We start from the raw sequence: 16,126 nt of genomic DNA on the forward strand, positions 1-16,126 counted from the left end.
TCATGTCCAAGCCGCCGCTGCCGCCCGAGGCCGACGCCCTGCTGAGCCGGCCCAACCCGTGCGTCATGGCCACACTGCGCTCCGACGGCGCACCGGTCTCCACCGCCACCTGGTACGTGTGGCAGGACGGCCGGGTGCTGGTCAACCTCGACCAGGGCCGGGTCCGCCTGAAGCACCTGCGCCGCGACCCGCGCGTCACTCTCACCGTCCTCGCCGGCGACGACTGGTACACCCACGTCACCCTCATCGGCCGCGTCACCGAGATGTACGACGACGAGGACCTGGCCGACATCGACCTCCTCGCCCGGCACTACACCGGCAAGCCCTACCCGGACCGCGTCCGCCCCCGGGTCAGCGCCTGGATCGAGGTCGAGCGATGGCACGGCTGGGGCTCGATGAAGGACAGCGACCAGGCCGGCGGCTGAGGCCGCCGATGACGCCGGTCAGCGCCACTGGGCCCCGAACGCCCGGCCCGGGTTCTCCGTGAGGATGCGCCCCACCAGCTCCTCGCCGACGGCGTCGACGAGCCGGGGACGCACCCGGCGCAGCAGATACGGCATCCCGGGGCCGCCGCCCACCGAGCGGGCGGCGGCCGTGGTGGTGTCGGCGCCCAGCAGCACCCGGTCGCCGAACCCGGCGTCGGCGAGGGCCCGTACGGCGTCCGGCATGCGCCAGTCCGTGGCGTGGTGGGCGAGTGACGGTCCGTCGAAGGCGAGATAGCAGCCGGACTGCGCCGCCTGCCGGTGGACCACAAGGTCGGGGGAGCGGTTGAGGTGCCCGAGCACCACCCGGTGCGGCGGCACCCCCGACTCCCCGCACAGCAGGTCCAGTACGTCCAGCGCGCCGGTACCCATCTCCAGGTGCACCGCGATCGTCGCGCCCGTGGCGTGATGCGCCTCGGCCGCCGCCGTCATGGTCCAGCGGGCGTGCGCGTCCAGGGCGTGGAAGCCGCCCGCGACCTTGACGAGCCCCGCCCGCACCCCCGACGTCCCGATCCCCGCGGTGAGTTCGGCGACGAAGACCTCGGCGAGCCGGCCGCGCAGCCCGGCGAGTGTGTCCTCGGCGTAGTGCACGGCCTGGTGCAGACCGGTCGCCGCCACCACGTGCACCCCGGTCTCCCTGGACAGCGGCGGCAGATCGGCGATCCGCCGCCCGAGCCCGTACGGCGTCCACTGCACGACGGCCCCGCCGCCCTGCTCCCGGAACGCCACCAACTCCGCCCGTGCCGCCGCCACGCTGCGCAGCTCCTGGCCGGGCAGCCGGGGACTGCCGAAGAACAGATGGTCGTGCGCGTCGCACACGCCCAGTTCTCCCGGAGGTACGTCCCCCAGCACCGTGCGGACCGCGCTCACCACCGGCGTCCTCGCGGCAGCCGGTCCCGGCCCGGCGCGGACAGGTGCAGCACCTCGAAGACATCGCCGTCGGTCGTGGGCGTGTCCTGCTCCCAGAGGGAGAACTGCACCAGTTCCCAGCGGCTCGTGTCCACGGCCGCGGCGGCGAGCAGGGCCCCGTCCTCCGCCGCCGACCGCCGGGCCTCGTCCACCGCGTCCGCCACGGCATCGGCCAACAGCCCGCCGTGCGGCACGGATCGGCGTCGCCGTACCGCGAACCGCGCGCTCGAGCCGTCCCCTTCCTCGTACGCGAGGCCCGTCCACTGCCGCGCCGACGGCCGCCCGAAGTCGTCGGCCACGCCCTGGAATCCGCCGCCCCACAGGAAGGAGTTCATGCCCTCGACGGTGTTCCAGAGGTAGAAGGGGGCGTACGCGTTGACCGGAGATCCGCGCAGGCCGCGCTCGCGTATCAGGTAGGCCTTGAGGCCGAGCCCGTCCCAGTCGTCGAGCAGACGGCCCCGGCGGGCGACACGGTCGCGGATGATGCCCATGTCGTAGTCGGCGGGCAGGGTGATCTCGTACTGCATGGCGTGCACGAAAGTCTCCTCACGAGGTCCGCGGTGCCAGCAGGGAGAGCAGTCCCCGTACCCCCGCGTCGAACGCGGCGGGGGACCCGCAGGCGCGGGCCAGCACGTATCCGCCCTGGACGGTCGCGACGACCGCCGCCGCGATCTCCCCGCCGTCCAGGCCGGGCGCGAACTGCCCCTGCTCCTTGCCCTCTTCGACGATCCCGGCGATCCGCCCGCGGAGCCAGTCGAGCGTCTCGTCGACCGGCGCGCGCAGCTCGGCGCTCGCGATCACGTCCGGGTCCATCGTCAGCCGGCCGACCGGGCAGCCCCGCAGCACGTCCCGCTCGCGCCGCAGATACGCCTCGATGCGCTCGTAGGGCGTGCCCGGGCCGTCGAGTACTCCCGCCGCGGTGGCCCGCATCTCCTCGGCGGTCCGCCGGATCGCGGCCAGTGCGAGATCGGGCTTGCCCTTGAAGTGGTGGTACATGCTGCCCTGCCCGGCGTCCGCGCGCTCCAGGATCGCCTTGGGACTGGTGCCCGTGTAGCCGCGCTCCCACAGCAGCTCGCGGGTGGATTCGATCAGCCGTTCCGGGGTGCTCATGCCTGCACTGTACATACCAGTAGTTACAGAAGTCGAGCGTCAACGGAGCAGCCGGGACCCGCCCGCCTACTCCCCGCGAGGTACGCACAGTGCCGCTGGCCGTACGACGACCGGGGCCCCTCGCGGGACGACTCTCGAAAGCGGCACAAGACATCACGCGATCGAGGAGTGGAACGACATGCAGACCCTGGCGAATCTCGGCGACGGCGGCGGGCCCGGCCCGTGGATCCTGCTCTTCCCGGTGATCTGGGCGCTGGTGATCGGCGGCGGCGTCGCGCTGCTGCGCCGCACCGTGTGGCGCGGACGCCGCGGCGGCCCCTGGCGGCAGCCGCCCGTCGGGAACGACTCGCCCATCGCCGTACTCGGCCACCGCTTCGCCTCCGGCGAGATCGACGAGGACGAGTACTGGCGCCGACTGTCCGTGCTGAACGAGGAGTTCGGCCGCAAGGGAGGTGCGACCTGACGGGGACCGCCACGACTCACGCGCCTGGCTGTCGTCGTGGCCGGGGGACTCTCGGCCGCCGCTCTCGCGGGCTGTGCCCGGCCCGGCGCGCGGCACGCCTGGACGTGCTGCGGGCCATCGCCACGGAGTGAGCGGCGTACACCCCGGGAGCTCACCCGGCGGCGTACGCCCCCGTGGCCCCCGGCGGGACGTTGGTCACCGCCCGGTCAACCGGCAACGGCGGACCGGGCGGGAGCATGGTCGGGCCGGAGCCCGTCGGTGGAGGCTCCGACCTCGGCGAACCTGCGCGCGGGCTTCTCCTGGACCGTGCGCCGCGACCTGAGCGGGGGCGCCGTCACCACGGGGGCGGACGTCGGCAGGGTGAACCACACGACCTTGCCGGACTCGCCGTCCGGCCGGACGCCCCAGCTCTCGCTCATGGCGGCCACCATCGCGAGCCCTCGCCCGCGGGTCGCCAGCGGCGCGATGTCCTGAGGGTCCTCGACCACGGGCATCCGTGGATCGCCGTCGCGCACCGAGACGGTGAGCCGGTCGAGCAGCAGCTCCATCTCCACGGTGCACGTCTTGTCGGGCTGGGCATGCCGGTGGACGTTGGACAACAACTCCGTCACGCCGAGCGAGGCCCGGTCGATCAGGGGATCCAGATGCCAGTAGCGCAACTGCGCAGAGACGATTCTGCGGACCTGGCCGATCCGCGACGGCAGGGCTTGGAGCTCCACCGTGCAGTGCCTGCTCGGATAGCTGATCACGGCTGCGACTCCCCGACGTGAGGTCCGGAAGAACACGGAGTTCGGATCCAGCAGGGCGTCTGCGTGACACTGCCGCCTGCTGTCGTGGCCGGCGGGCTGGTTCGCAGCGTTATCGCCGGTAAACCCAGAGTGACGTGAGACAAGAGTGGCGCAGGGGGCGAGGTACCGCAACTCGCGGACATCTCAGTCGCCACGCCCCGCTGCCCTGCGCACGGCCTCGATGAAGCGCCGCGCGGCCGGCGGGCCCGGCTCTCCCGGAGCGGGGTCGTGGTCGCCCAGGGTGAGCAGGTACCGGTTGCCGTTGAGATCCGCCGTGGCCCGGTCATCAGGGCCGAACCAGGGCTTGGAGGCGCGCACGGCCTGCACCGGCGCGCTGTCGATCTCACTGCCGTAGCTGGTCAGCAGCTCGAGCCGGCCGTCGCTGATCCGTACCTGCCCGGCCCGGGTGAGCGAACGCAGCCGCTTGCCGATCCGCACGCCCGTGGCCCTGAACTCCGGCTCTCCCATGCCACCCGCCCCCTGGTGCGCGTCGGTGTACCGGCCCGCTGTGTGCGAGGCCCGGTACGGGCTCGTGTCCTGATCCAGTGTGCCCCGTCCGGACGATCGGTCCCCTCCCGGTGGAGTGTCCCGCCCGGTCCGGGCCTCGGCCCGGGCGTGCGGTGTGTCTCGCCGTACGCCGCCCCCGGGGGCGAGGTGCCCGTGCCCGGAAGGCGGCTCCGGACGGTGTGTCGTACCCCCGCGGTCACCCGCCGGGGCCTTGGTCCCGCCGTGCAGTCTGCCCCCGCCCTGCGTCGAGCACCAGTGCCCGCGACGCCCTCGCCGGGGGCGCCCGCAGCACGCTCGCCAGTGCGCCCCCGGGTCCGCGCGCCCCCTTGCCCCGGGCCCTGCCCCTGGGGGCGCTTTGGGGGGCTCAAAGATGCGTTTATGCAGGTGAGAAGCGTGCGCAACGTGCTTATGATCGGAGGTGTCGGCCCGCGCGACGCGTCGTCGGCGCGCAGCGTTAGGAGCCCCCTGTGAGCACTCCCCAGCAGACCCGGACCGGCGTGACCCTCGACGTCGACCACAGCGACACCGCCTACCGGGCGTGGCTGAAAGAAGCCGTCCGCAGAGTCCAGGCGGACGCCAACCGCTCGGCCGACACCCACCTGCTCCAGTTCCCCCTGCCGGAGCGGTGGGGCATCGACCTGTACTTGAAGGACGAGTCGACCCACCCCACCGGCAGCCTCAAGCACCGCCTCGCCCGGTCCCTCTTCCTCTACGGCCTCTGCAATGGCTGGATCCGGCCGGACCGGCCCGTCATCGAGGCCTCCAGCGGATCGACAGCGGTCTCCGAGGCCTACTTCGCGAAGCTGATCGGCGTGCCCTTCATCGCCGTCATGCCCCGCACGACGAGCGCCGAGAAGATCCGCCTCATCGAGTTCCACTCCGGCCGATGTCACTTCGTGGACGACCCCCGCACGATGTACGAGGAGTCCGCCCGTCTCGCGGCCGAGACCGGCGGCCACTACATGGACCAGTTCACCTACGCCGAACGGGCCACGGACTGGCGCGGGAACAACAACATCGCCGAGTCCATCTTCCGCCAGCTGCGCCTGGAACGGTTCCCCGAGCCGGCGTGGATCGTCGCCACGGCGGGCACCGGCGGCACCTCCGCGACCCTCGCGCGCTACGTCCACTACATGCAGTACGACACCCGCGTCTGCGTGGCCGACCCCGAGAACTCGTGCTTCTTCGAGGGCTGGACCACCGGCGATCCGGACGTCACCTGCGACTGCGGCTCCCGTATCGAGGGCATCGGCCGGCCCCGGATGGAACCGAGCTTCGTGCCTGGCGCGATCGACCGGATGATGAAGGTGCCCGACGCGGCCAGCGTCGCCGCCGTCCGCGCCCTGGAGCGTGCCATCGGCCGCAAGGCGGGCGGCTCGACCGGCACGGGGCTGTGGAGCGCGCTGAAGATCGTGGCGGAGATGGTGTCCGAGGGACGGCAGGGCAGCGTCGTGACCCTGCTGTGCGACCCGGGGGAGCGGTATCTCGACAAGTACTACTCCGACGCCTGGCTGGCCGCCCAGGGGCTGGACATCGAGCCGTACACGGCCGCGATCGACTCGCTGCTGAAGACGGGCGTCTGGCCCGACTGAGCCCGGGCCCTCAGGCGTTCAGCCGCCGGTCCAGTGCCGCCATGGCGTCCCGGAACGCCCGTGCCTGGCCCCCGCGCACCGCCTTCATGGCCAGCCGGTACACGGCCGTCCCGTCGGTGGCGAAGGTCCACCGCACCCGGGTGCCGCGGCCGGCCGGCGCCAGCCGCCACTCCTCGGCTATCGCCCGCACGCCCGGCACGTTGGTGACGTCGACGCGATAGGCGTACACCTCGGGCGCCTCCGCCGCGATGATCGACTCGCGGAACCGGATGCCGCCGGTGAGCGTGATGTCGCGCCCCGCACCGGCGTCGACCGGGCGGGCGGCCGCCACCTGCGGGAACCACTCGGCCCAGCCGGGCACGCTTTCGAGCGCGTGGTAGACCTTCTCCGCCGGAGCGGAGATCTCCCGGGCGAAGACATGCCGAACGGGCGCGATCCCGACGAAATCGAGCCCTACCGGGCGCAGTCGGCGAGTCATGGACGGAGCCCTCCTGGGCGTGAGCGGGCGATACCGAGAAGCGTCACCGTGACCGGCGCCCCGTCAGATGTCTGCGTCGTCCTCGGGCTCCCCGGCCACCACCAGCCGCCGCAGATGTTCCGCGACCACCCCGCGCGCCTCGTCGGGCAGGCCGGCGTCCGTCACGAGCGTGTCGATCCGCTCCAGCGAGGCGAACGAACTCAGCCCCACCTTGCCCCACTTGGTGTGGTCCGCGACCACGACCACCCGGCGGGCCGACTGGACGAGCCGCCGGTTCGTCTCGGCCTCCGCGAGGTTCGGCGTCGACAGGCCGGCCTCGACCGATATGCCGTGCACACCGAGGAACAGCAGGTCGAAGTGGAGCGCCGCGATCGCCTGGTCGGCCACCGGCCCCACCAGCGAGTCGGAGGGCGTGCGCACCCCGCCCGTCAGGACGACCGTGGCCGCGCCCTGCCGCGGGCCCGAGGTGCGCTGCGCCGCGTGGAACACGTCGGCGACCCGCACCGAGTTGGTGACCACCGTGAGGTCCGGGACGTCCAGCAGCTGGTGCGCCAGCGCGAAGGTCGTCGTACCGCCCGACAGGGCGATCGCCGCGCCCGGCGCGACCAGCTTGGCCGCGGCGCGTGCGATGTCCTCCTTGGCGGTCAGCTCCAGGCCGGACTTGGCCTCGAAGCCCGGTTCGTGCGTACTCGCCTCGACCACCGGGACCGCGCCGCCGTGCACCTTCTCCAGCACGCCCTGACGGGCGAGCGCGTCGAGGTCGCGGCGGACCGTCATGTCCGACACGCCGAGCTTGCGGGTCAGCTCGTTGACCCGGACCCCGCCCCGGCGGCGGACCTCGTCGAGGATCAGGGATCGCCGCTGCTCCGCGAGGAGGTTCTGATTCTCGCTCACGTACGCTCCGGTCCTTTCGCCTCAATGCCGTCCGACAGGCCCTGCACCGGCTCCGACCAGGACATTCTTCCTGGCTCCGGTACGAGGACGTCCCATCCTCGCATGTCGCGGCGTGTAGAGCGCCACCGACTGCGCGTCGCGCACACGTCACCGGTGGTCCATCCGTCGCCGCGGTTCATCACGGATCGGGGAGATTCCGTGACAGGAGGTGTACGGCGCCGCGGAAGTGGAGATCCTTGTGCCCGCACGGGCAGAGCCGACGGCGTGTCACGGGGGAAGTGCGAATCAGTGGAACGTGCGCAGGAACACGCGTCGACCGGCGGACCGGACGGCCTGGCCACGCGGCCCGGCGAGTCCGGGACCGCACTGGAACTCCTGGTCCACGGCGTGGGCGGCACCACGCCGCAGGAGATGCTCAACGATCCGCGCACGGTGCGGATCACCGGCGACGGCACCGCGGCCGTCTTCCGGCGCGCCGACGACGTCGATGCCGAGCACAGCCCCGACGACCGCCGCCGCGACGGACCGGTGCCCGAGGCCTACGTCTGGTGCAACCTCACCTCCGGCAACGGCACCCGCGCCCTGTGGCTGTTGCTGCTGCCGTTCATGGTCGTCAACCTCGCCCACTGGATGCGCCCCACCGCCCACGGCCGCCGCCGCACCGTGCGCCTGTACGGCCTCCTGGTGCGGCTCACGGCGCTCACACTGACGGTGCTGCTCGTCGCGGCGGCCTGCGAGGTCGCCCTCGACCTGGCGGCCTGGCAGTGCGCGGGCACCGCGGCCTGCGCCGACCGCCACTCCTGGCTGGGCTTCCTCTCACCCACCGTCTCGGACGGCGGCTGGTGGAGTGCCCCGGGGCGAAGGCTCGCCCTCGCTGCGGCCGTGCCCACCGCCCTGACCGTCCTGCTGTGGTACCTGTCCCGGCGTACGTGGAGCGACTACGAGTCCCAGCAGCCCATCGAACGTGCCCCCGAGCCCGAAGGGGACGGCGGCCCGACCGCCCTCGGCCGGCCCGGGTTCTGGTACGGACGCCGGCTGGTGGCCCGGCTGCGCGCCGCGCACACCGCCGCCGGCCTGATCACGGTCGCCGCCGCCGTCGGCAGCGCCGCCGCCCGTCACGACCGCCGGCCCGGCGGCCCCGCCGTCCTCGACACGTTGGGCCTGATCCTGGAGGCGGCCCTGGCCGCCTGCGCGGTCGCCGTGGTGTGGGTGGTGTGCCGCCGGGGCCGCAGCGAGCGACGGCTGGACCGCGAACTCGACGAGCGTTTCGTACGGCGCCTGCCGCTCGCCGCGCTCGTCCTGCTCGCCCTCGCCCTGCTGTACGCCGGGTGGGAGCGCCCGGGGTGGACGTCGGAAGGGCGACTGCCGGGTGATACGACCTTCGGCGGGATCGCCATGGTCCAGGGCCTGCTCGTGATCGTCCTCGGCGTCGTCGCCCACGTCCTGCACCGCACCGACCCCGACCGGCGGGCGGTGCTGCGCGGCCTGGGCGGACCGGCCGTGGCGATGCTGGCCTGCGCACTGGGCGGGGTGATGTCCGGCGGCGTGTCCCAGCGCGTGTCCGACTGGCTGGACGGCACCGGGGCGTCCATCGAGGGCCCGCCGGTCCTGCTGACCTGGCAGGCGTCCGTGATCCCGCCACTGCTGGTCGTGCTGCTGGGGCTCATCGGCTGGCTGGCCCACCGCGCCTGGCAGCTCGCCCGCGCGGAGCGCGTCGCGGTGGCACTCGACTACCCGGACGAGGAGCTCGACCCCGCCCGCACCCGCCGTATCGCCTACACCCGGGCGATGGCCGCGCTCACCGACCGGGGGCCCCGCGTCGTCGCCGTCACCTCCGGCGTCACGTTGCTGCTCGGCGCCGGAGCCCTCGTGGGCGCCCTGGCCACCGACGAGACCCCGGGTCAGGCCGCGCAGGGCACCTACCCCGTCGTCCACGGCGCCGCCGAGACCGCCCAGGCCCTCGGCTCCTGGCTGATCGGCCTCGGTTTCATACTGTTCGTCACCTGGGGCCGGCGCGCCTACAAGGACGCCGCGGCCCGCCGCACCATCGGCATCCTGTGGGACGTCGGCACCTTCTGGCCACGCGCCTCCCACCCCTTCGCCCCGCCCTGCTACGCCGAGCGCGCGGTGCCCGACCTGACCTGGCGGATGGCGACCTGGACCCGCGTCACCGGCGGACGGCTGGTCATCTCCGGGCACTCGCAGGGCAGCGTCCTCGCCGCCGCCGCGGCCTGGCAACTCGCCCCGTCCGCCCGCAAACGGGTCGCGCTGCTGACGTACGGCTCCCCACTGGAGCGCCTCTACGGCCGCTGGTTCCCGGCACACTTCGGGCCCGCGGCGCTCAGTTCCCTGCACCGGGACGTCGACTGCTGGCGGAACCTGTACCGGCGCACCGACCCCATCGGCGGCCCGGTGCGCCTGACCGGCGAACGCGGCGCGCAGGTCGACCACGCCCCCCTGATGGACCCCCTCGCCTACGGCCGCACCGATCTCCTGCCGCTGCCCGCGCCCATCCTCGGCCACTCCGACTACCAGGCCGACCCGGCCTTCGCCGAGGAACGCCGCAAGCTGCTGGCCCGGCTTCGACCGGAGGACCCGGCGGTCCGGGAGGTGCCTTCGCCGCGTCACCTGCCCGAGCCGCCCGCCGCTTGAGGGGGACTCAGAGGAGCTCGGGCAGATCCTCGGCGTAGAGCAGCGTCAGGTCGTCCGTGCTCGGCTCCGCGAGCTGGGCGACCCGGCTCGCATGCCGCTCCACCATCGCCTCGAAGGTCTGCCGCGCCGTACGGCCGTTGCCGAACGCCGGGCCCTTGGGGAGCACCGTGAAGTACTTCCGCAGGGCCTCCGCCGCGCCCGCCGCCAGCCGGTACTCGTGTTCCTCCGCCTGCTGCTCCACGATCCGCAGCAGGTCCTCGGGGCCGTAGTCGCTGAAGGTGATGGTCCGTGAGAAGCGGGATGCCACCCCCGGGTTGATGGACAGGAAGCGCTCCATCTCGGCCGTGTAGCCCGCGACGATCACCACGACCGCGTCCCGGTGGTCCTCCATCAGCTTCACGAGGGTGTCGATGGCCTCCTTGCCGAAGTCGCGGCCCGCGTCCTCCGGGGACAGTGCGTACGCCTCGTCGATGAACAGCACGCCGCCGCGCGCCTTCTCGAAGGCCTCCTGCGTACGGATCGCCGTCGAGCCGATGTGCTCACCGACCAGGTCGACCCGGGACACCTCGACGAGATGGCCCTTCTCCAGCACGCCGAGGGAGGCCAGGATCTCGCCGTAGAGCCGCGCGACCGTCGTCTTGCCGGTGCCGGGGGAGCCGGTGAAGACCAGGTGCCGCTTGACCGACGCCGCCTTCAGGCCCGCCTGCTGCCGGCGCCGGCCGACCTCGATCATGTCGGTGAGGGCACGCACCTCGCGCTTGACGCTCTCCAGGCCCACCAGCGCGTCCAGTTCACCGAGGACGTCCTTGGAGGAGCGGGCCGGCTGCTCGGGCTCGGCGACCGGCGCCGGGGGCTCCGGTTCGGCGCGCTGCCCCGGGAGCGCACCCAGCAGGCCGGGGGAGTGGCTCACCGTCTGCACGGCCGTCTCCCGCGCCGCGGGCGCCCGCAGCCCACCGCTCTCGTCGCTCGTGCAGTCCTCGACCAGAGGACTCGCTCCGGACGCCGCGTCCGCACCGCTGTCCGCGAACTCGTAGCCGCCGCGTGCGCACCGCTCCGTGCGGCACTTGCGCAGCGTCGTACGGCTGCCGTCGATCACATGGAAGCCGTAGCCGCCGCTGCCGGTGACCCGGCAGTTCAGGAAGCTGCCCCGGCCGCCGGCCGACACATAGACACCGGCTTCCGCCGGGGAGTCGATCGTGCAGCGCTCCACCGTGGGGTCGGCGCCCTTGGTGACGATCACGCCGGTCTGGGTGCCGTCCACCGTGCAGTTGCTGAGCGTGCCGCCGCTGCCGTGGTCGCGGAACCAGGCGCCCGTCGCGGCGTCCCGGATCCGGCAGTCGTCGAGCTGCGCGGTCGCGCCGTCGCTCACCGACACGGCCGTGTTGCGCACCTGCGAGAGGTCGGTGTCGACGACGTCCGCGCGCGAACCGCGGTCCAGGACGAACAGCGCGTCCGGCACGTCGTGCACCCGGCACGAGTCGAGCACCGCCGTCGCCCCGTCGCTCACCCACACCGCCGGGTAGTCGCCCGTGCTGTCGAAGATCTCGCACTGGTTGGCGTCCACGCGCGTGCCCGGGTCCCACACGGACAGGCCGTTGCGCCCGAACTGCCGCACCGTGGTGCGGGTCAGCGTGAGAACGGACCGGGAGCGCAGATCGACCGCGTTCTCCGGGATGTCGTGGATACGGCAGTCGGCGAGCGTCAGGACGGCGTCCGTGTCGAGGGTGACCCCGTCGGCCGTCGTGCGGTGCACATCGCAGTCGGTGAGGTGGGCGGTGGCCCGGCCGGTGATCTGCACACCGCTGCCCCGGACCTCGTAGATCTCGCAGCCCACCGCCTCCAGCGCCGAGTTCTCCCCGGTGGCCGACAGGCCGGAGCCCGAGGTGTGGTGGATCCGGCAGCGCTCCAGGCGGGGGTGGGCGCCGCCGCGCACCGCCACACCGGCCTGGCCGGCCGCGACGACCTCGCACTCCTCGAACACGCCGCCCGCACCGTCGAGTACGGCGATGCCGATGCCCGCCGGGTTGTCGACCGCGCAGCGCCGGACCGTGGGCCGGGCACTGCCGCGCACCTCGATCCCGGCCGCCGACCGCGTCACGACCCGTACGTCCAGCAGCTCCGGCGTGCCCTCCTCCACCAGCACGGCGGGGGCGGCCGCGTCCTGGCCCTCCACGTGCAGGTCCTGGACCACCGCCGAGGCGCGCACGGTCAGCGGCACTCCGTCCACGGGCGCGATCCGCACCGAGCCGGGGGAGCCCTCGGGGCCGCGCAGGGTCACCGCGCGCTCCAGGACGAGGTTCTCCCGGTAGGTGCCGGGGGCGACGGTGAGGACGTCTCCGTCGGCCGCGGCCTCCAGGGCGGCGGCGAGCGATGCGTACTCACCCGTGCGGCGCCGCCACCGCGACGTGCCGGTGTGCGTCACCTGGACCGTGCCCTGTGCCATGGTGTAGCTGTGCCCCCACCTCGGTCGTACGGATGGCTCGTCCGCCCTCGGGGCGCGTCCCTGGGGCTCGCTCGCGCGCGGGTTGTGCCGAACGGTTCGGCCGGACCACCGTAGCGTGCGCGCGGGTGGTGGGTTGACCAGAGCCGGAAGGCCGTCAGCTGCCGGTGCCCGTCCTGCCCCAGTCCGGGCCCGCCTTGTCCCATGCCTGGTCCCAACGGGCGTACCGGCGGCGGACCATGCGCCAGACGATCAGCCGTCTGCCGCCCTCTATGAGGCCGCCCGTCGCCAGGGCCGCCCCGAAGCCGGCGAGGACCGCGTGCGTCGAGGCCGTGGCGGAGTCGAGGGGGCGGGCCACCATGCGGCCGTGCCGGTCGGTCCATATCCGGAACGTGTCGCCCGGCTGCGGGTTCTTGAGGCTCGCCAGGACGGGCCCCTGGCGCGTGGTGCCGTCCGGTGCGGTCCAGTCGGCGAGGACGCGGTTGCGCAGGTCCCGGCCCGACGACGTCTCCGGGTCGGCGTCCAGCGGGGAGCGGTCCAGCTTGCGGACCACGGTGGCCGTCACCAGATGACGCGCTTCGTGCTGTGCTCGCACGGAGCGCTGGAGCGCGTCCTGAGCGGTTCCCCCGACGAGCGAGCCGGCCACCGGGGCGGCCAGCAGGATCAGCAGCAGGGCGGTCAGCGCCACCCAGGCCTCGGTCAGGTCGGTCGCGCGGCACAGTGGATTGCGCCGCCAGCGCCAGAGTCCGCTGATCGCTCGCACCGCCTGCACCCCCTTCCCGCTCCGTGATACTCCCCGGCGGAGCCGTCCGTGCGCGGGCCCGTGGAAGAGAGAGCGACATCACCCTCCCCGAGGGCCTCTCATGAATTTCTCACACAAGCCCAACGCCCGGGTCCGCGGTGCGGTTCCCGCGGCGGCCGGAGAGCTGTTCGAGGATCCTGACCGGGTCCCCTACCCGGATCGTGCCGGGGGACAGCGGCACCAGGTTCTGCCCGAAGACCGGCTTGCCGCCGAGCCGCCGGTGCCGCCCCAGGCTGAACAGGGGCTCGCGGCCGCGCTCGCCGGTGTCCTGGTCGGTGGTGGTCACCACGCACCGGCCGCAGGGCTTGGCCACGCGGAACCGCACCTCCCCGACGGCGAGGAGCGACCAGCCGTCCTCGGCCCAGGCGGGGGTGCCGGCCACGACCACGTTCGGCCGGAAGCGGTCCATGGGCAGCGGGCCCTCGCCGGCGTGCTCGCCCTGCGCGATCAGGGAGTTGAGGGCGTCGAGCGAGGACGTCGAGGTGAGCAGCAGCGGGAAGCCGTCGGCGAAGGAGACGGTCTCACCGGGCCGTGCGAACTCCTCGGCGAGGGGCCGGCGCACGGCAGGGTCGTCCATGTACGCCAGGCGCACATCGATGCCGAGACAGGAGCTGAACCAGGCGTGCGCGGCCTCGCCCTCGGCCGGGATCGCCTCGACCTTGTCGCGGAAGATCTCCACCGGCACGGTGGCCAGGGGCCGGGGGACGGGCACCGCCAGCGGTCGCATGCCGGGCGCGGACAACCGGACGCCGCCACCGGGCAGAAGCTCTGCGGCGGCGAGCGCGAGGCGCGGCTGCCGACGCTGTGTGACGACCATTCCCCCGTCGTCGATCAGCACCCAGCGCCGGTCTCCGGCCAGCCCCCAGGGCTCCACGACGGCCTGCCGGGGCGCCAGGCCCCGGACCGCCTTGACCGGATGGATGTGAATCGAGTGCAGGTGGGCGTTCCCCATGGGGCCATCGTGCCAGTCGGCACTGACAGCCCCCGGAGGCCGGCTCAGTACCCGCGGTACTGCTGGTTGTTGTACGGGTCCTGATAGGGGGCCGGGGCCGGCCGGGGAGCCGCGGGGCGCATCGCCTCGTAGCCCGCGGGGGCCACCGGACGCGGCTGCTGCGGCTGGGGGCCGGGGTAGCCGCGCGGAGCGGTGGCCTGCTGCGGGATGTACGCCGCGGGTGCCTGTTGCAGCGGCGCGGGCTGCTGCGCCTGCGGATAGCCGTAGGCGGGCTGGGAGGGAGCTGCCGGAAGGGCGGGCAGCGCCGACGGGAGGGCGGGCAGGTTGCCGCCCGGCATGTCGTACTGAGCGGGGACCCGGATCGGGGCGATCTGCGGGGTGCCCCGCTCGGCGACGAGCCTGTCGTAGATCGGGGTGTCCGGGAAGGAGGCGGAGTAGTAGCCGCCGCCATAGGTGGAGCGGGGGGAGGTCATGGCACATAAGTTAAGCCCACGATGTGCTGGTTGGGGAGACCGATAAGAGGGTTGTTTTCCGTGTCCGCAGTGACCCGGGATCCCCAATGCGAGCGAACTCGGCAAAAAGGGGCGGCGAACGGGGTCCTGATCGTGTATAGGCAGAGTTCCGGCCGGGTTACCAGCGGTTGGCCACCGGTCTTCCGGGCGCTCTCGCATGGGACTTCGCCGCGGCAAGGAATAGGTTGTGCGGACGGAACTCGACGGACGGCCGGGACGGGCCTGGCGCGGTGACACGCAATGGGGGCGGACATGCAAATGCTGAAAGGTTCAAATATTCCGGTGCCCACCGCAGAACTGCGGGTGGAATTGGGATGGCGGGCCGGACCCGGAGTGCCCGACGCCGACGCCTCCGCTTTGCTGTTGGTAAGCGGCAAGGTCCGCTCGGACGCGGACTTCGTCTTCTACAACCAGCCCGCGCACTCCTCCGGCGCGATCCGGCACGAGGGCAAGCGCGACGCCGGCGGCCGGGTGACCGACACGCTCCTCGTCGACCTCGCGCGCGTGGAGCCCGCGATCGAGACGGTCGTCCTCGCCGCCTCCTCCGACGGCGGCACCTTCGGACAGGTCCCCGACCTGTACATCGAGGTCAAGGATGCCGCCCAGGGCGCGCCGGTGGCCCGCTTCGACAACCCGGGCGCCACCACTGAAACCGCTTTCGTGCTGGGCGAGTTCTACCGTCGCCAGGGCGCCTGGAAGTTCCGCGCCGTCGGCCAGGGCTACAGCAGCGGACTCCAAGGGCTGGCCACGGACTACGGCATCACGGTGGACGAGCCGCAGCAGGCGGCACCGGCACCGGCCATGGCCCCGGCACCTGCCGCGGCCACGCCGCCCGCCGCGTACCCGCCCCCGCCGATGCCGCAGCCCGCGGCACCGCCCCCGCCCGCCGCACCGCCCGCGCCCGTCCGCCTCACCAAGGTGACGCTCACCAAGGCGGCCCCCTCCGTCTCGCTCACGAAGCAGGGCGGCACCTCCGGCGCGTTGCACGTGAACCTCAACTGGCAGGTGCGCAAACAGTTCTCGGGGTGGAGCGGCAAGTTCGGGCGCCCGACCGCGATGCACTCCGACCTCGACCTCGACCTGTGCGCGCTGTACGAACTCGACGACGGAAGCAAGGGCGTCGTACAGGCCCTCGGCAACAGCTTCGGAGCGCTGCACCAGCCTCCGTACATCCACCTCGACGGCGACGACCGCACCGGCGCCGTGTCGACGGGTGAGAACCTCACCATCAACCTCGACCACAAAGCCGCCTTCCGGCGCATCCTCGTCTTCGTCACCATCTACGAAGGCGCCCGCTCCTTCGCCGATCTGCACGCGTCGGTGACGCTCCAGCCGCAGTACGGGGCGCCGATCGAGTTCTCGCTCGACGAGTGCACGGTCCCCTCGCTCGTATGCGCCCTCGCCCTGATCACCAACACCGGCGGCGACCTGGTCGTCCAGCGCGAGGCCCGCTACCTGGTGCCCGACCGCGGGGTGAGCCCGCAGCGGACCGTCGACCACGCCTATGGGTGGGGCATGAACTGGACCCCCGGCCGGAAGTGACTC

General features: G+C 73.0%; 16 protein-coding genes. 5 read left to right on the forward strand and 11 right to left on the reverse strand.

The genetic code is table 11. From position 1 onward, the window contains the following. Nucleotides 1-2: 2 nt before the first annotated feature. Complete coding sequence (locus ACIRDU_RS31535; RefSeq protein ID WP_403585809.1) at nucleotides 3-425, forward strand: PPOX class F420-dependent oxidoreductase; 423 nt, start codon at nucleotides 3-5, stop codon at nucleotides 423-425. Between the two features lie 18 nt (nucleotides 426-443). Here the strand turns inward: ACIRDU_RS31535 and ACIRDU_RS31540 are convergent, their stop codons facing one another. From ACIRDU_RS31540 to ACIRDU_RS31550, 3 genes are read right to left on the reverse strand one after another with little or no spacing between them, the layout of a single operon-like run. Next, a complete protein-coding gene (locus tag ACIRDU_RS31540; RefSeq protein ID WP_403585812.1) occupies nucleotides 444-1,352 on the reverse strand; it encodes a phosphotriesterase in 909 nt (302 codons plus the stop codon). Beyond that, on the reverse strand, nucleotides 1,349-1,927 hold the full coding sequence (locus tag ACIRDU_RS31545) for a DUF4865 family protein (protein ID WP_403585814.1): 579 nt from the start codon (nucleotides 1,925-1,927) through the stop codon (nucleotides 1,349-1,351). The genes ACIRDU_RS31540 and ACIRDU_RS31545 overlap by 4 nt, the downstream gene beginning before the upstream one ends. Nucleotides 1,928-1,937: 10 nt before the next feature. Beyond that, nucleotides 1,938-2,516, reverse strand: coding sequence for a TetR/AcrR family transcriptional regulator (locus ACIRDU_RS31550; protein ID WP_403585816.1), 579 nt, complete (start codon nucleotides 2,514-2,516; stop codon nucleotides 1,938-1,940). Between the two features lie 163 nt (nucleotides 2,517-2,679). Between ACIRDU_RS31550 and ACIRDU_RS31555 the strand changes: the two genes are divergently transcribed. Beyond that, complete coding sequence (locus ACIRDU_RS31555) at nucleotides 2,680-2,964, forward strand: SHOCT domain-containing protein (protein WP_403585817.1); 285 nt, start codon at nucleotides 2,680-2,682, stop codon at nucleotides 2,962-2,964. Between the two features lie 206 nt (nucleotides 2,965-3,170). Here the strand turns inward: ACIRDU_RS31555 and ACIRDU_RS31560 are convergent, their stop codons facing one another. Together ACIRDU_RS31560 and ACIRDU_RS31565 are read right to left on the reverse strand one after the other, a co-directional pair. After that, a complete protein-coding gene (locus ACIRDU_RS31560; protein ID WP_403585820.1) occupies nucleotides 3,171-3,713 on the reverse strand; it encodes an ATP-binding protein in 543 nt (180 codons plus the stop codon). Between the two features lie 183 nt (nucleotides 3,714-3,896). After that, nucleotides 3,897-4,220 (reverse strand): hypothetical protein, encoded by a 324-nt coding sequence (locus tag ACIRDU_RS31565; protein ID WP_097214997.1) that lies wholly within the window; start codon nucleotides 4,218-4,220, stop codon nucleotides 3,897-3,899. 506 nt (nucleotides 4,221-4,726) lie between these two features. Here ACIRDU_RS31565 and ACIRDU_RS31570 point away from each other — a divergent pair. Next, the gene (locus tag ACIRDU_RS31570) at nucleotides 4,727-5,851 is read left to right on the forward strand and encodes a PLP-dependent cysteine synthase family protein (protein ID WP_403585822.1); all 1,125 of its coding nucleotides are present in this window, start codon (nucleotides 4,727-4,729) and stop codon (nucleotides 5,849-5,851) included. 10 nt (nucleotides 5,852-5,861) lie between these two features. On the opposite strand, the gene ACIRDU_RS31575 is transcribed toward ACIRDU_RS31570, so the two are convergent. Next, entirely contained in the window at nucleotides 5,862-6,329 is a 468-nt protein-coding gene (locus ACIRDU_RS31575; protein ID WP_403585824.1) for an SRPBCC family protein, read from the reverse strand. 63 nt (nucleotides 6,330-6,392) lie between these two features. After that, a complete protein-coding gene (locus ACIRDU_RS31580; RefSeq protein ID WP_403585827.1) occupies nucleotides 6,393-7,223 on the reverse strand; it encodes a DeoR/GlpR family DNA-binding transcription regulator in 831 nt (276 codons plus the stop codon). 288 nt (nucleotides 7,224-7,511) lie between these two features. Here ACIRDU_RS31580 and ACIRDU_RS31585 point away from each other — a divergent pair, with 288 nt between their 5' ends. Then, nucleotides 7,512-9,875, forward strand: a complete 2,364-nt coding sequence (locus ACIRDU_RS31585; protein WP_403585829.1) for a hypothetical protein — start codon at nucleotides 7,512-7,514, stop codon at nucleotides 9,873-9,875. A gap of 7 nt (nucleotides 9,876-9,882) precedes the next feature. Here ACIRDU_RS31585 and ACIRDU_RS31590 read toward each other — a convergent pair whose 3' ends face one another. The 4 genes from ACIRDU_RS31590 to ACIRDU_RS31605 form a co-directional block, all read right to left on the reverse strand. Then, the gene (locus ACIRDU_RS31590; protein WP_403585831.1) at nucleotides 9,883-12,318 is read right to left on the reverse strand and encodes a right-handed parallel beta-helix repeat-containing protein; all 2,436 of its coding nucleotides are present in this window, start codon (nucleotides 12,316-12,318) and stop codon (nucleotides 9,883-9,885) included. Nucleotides 12,319-12,472: 154 nt separating this feature from the next. Then, a complete protein-coding gene (locus ACIRDU_RS31595) occupies nucleotides 12,473-13,078 on the reverse strand; it encodes a hypothetical protein (RefSeq protein WP_403585834.1) in 606 nt (201 codons plus the stop codon). A 109-nt stretch (nucleotides 13,079-13,187) separates the two neighbouring features. Further along, nucleotides 13,188-14,069 (reverse strand): MOSC domain-containing protein, encoded by an 882-nt coding sequence (locus ACIRDU_RS31600; RefSeq protein ID WP_403585836.1) that lies wholly within the window; start codon nucleotides 14,067-14,069, stop codon nucleotides 13,188-13,190. 44 nt (nucleotides 14,070-14,113) lie between these two features. Then, nucleotides 14,114-14,542, reverse strand: a complete 429-nt coding sequence (locus ACIRDU_RS31605; RefSeq protein ID WP_403585839.1) for a DUF6643 family protein — start codon at nucleotides 14,540-14,542, stop codon at nucleotides 14,114-14,116. A gap of 297 nt (nucleotides 14,543-14,839) precedes the next feature. Between ACIRDU_RS31605 and ACIRDU_RS31610 the strand changes: the two genes are divergently transcribed. Continuing rightward, nucleotides 14,840-16,123, forward strand: a complete 1,284-nt coding sequence (locus ACIRDU_RS31610; protein WP_403585971.1) for a TerD family protein — start codon at nucleotides 14,840-14,842, stop codon at nucleotides 16,121-16,123. The last annotated feature ends 3 nt before the right edge of the window (nucleotides 16,124-16,126 follow it).

The organism is Streptomyces sp. NPDC093598, assembly GCF_044764825.1.
Taxonomy (GTDB): Bacteria; Actinomycetota; Actinomycetes; order Streptomycetales; family Streptomycetaceae; genus Streptomyces.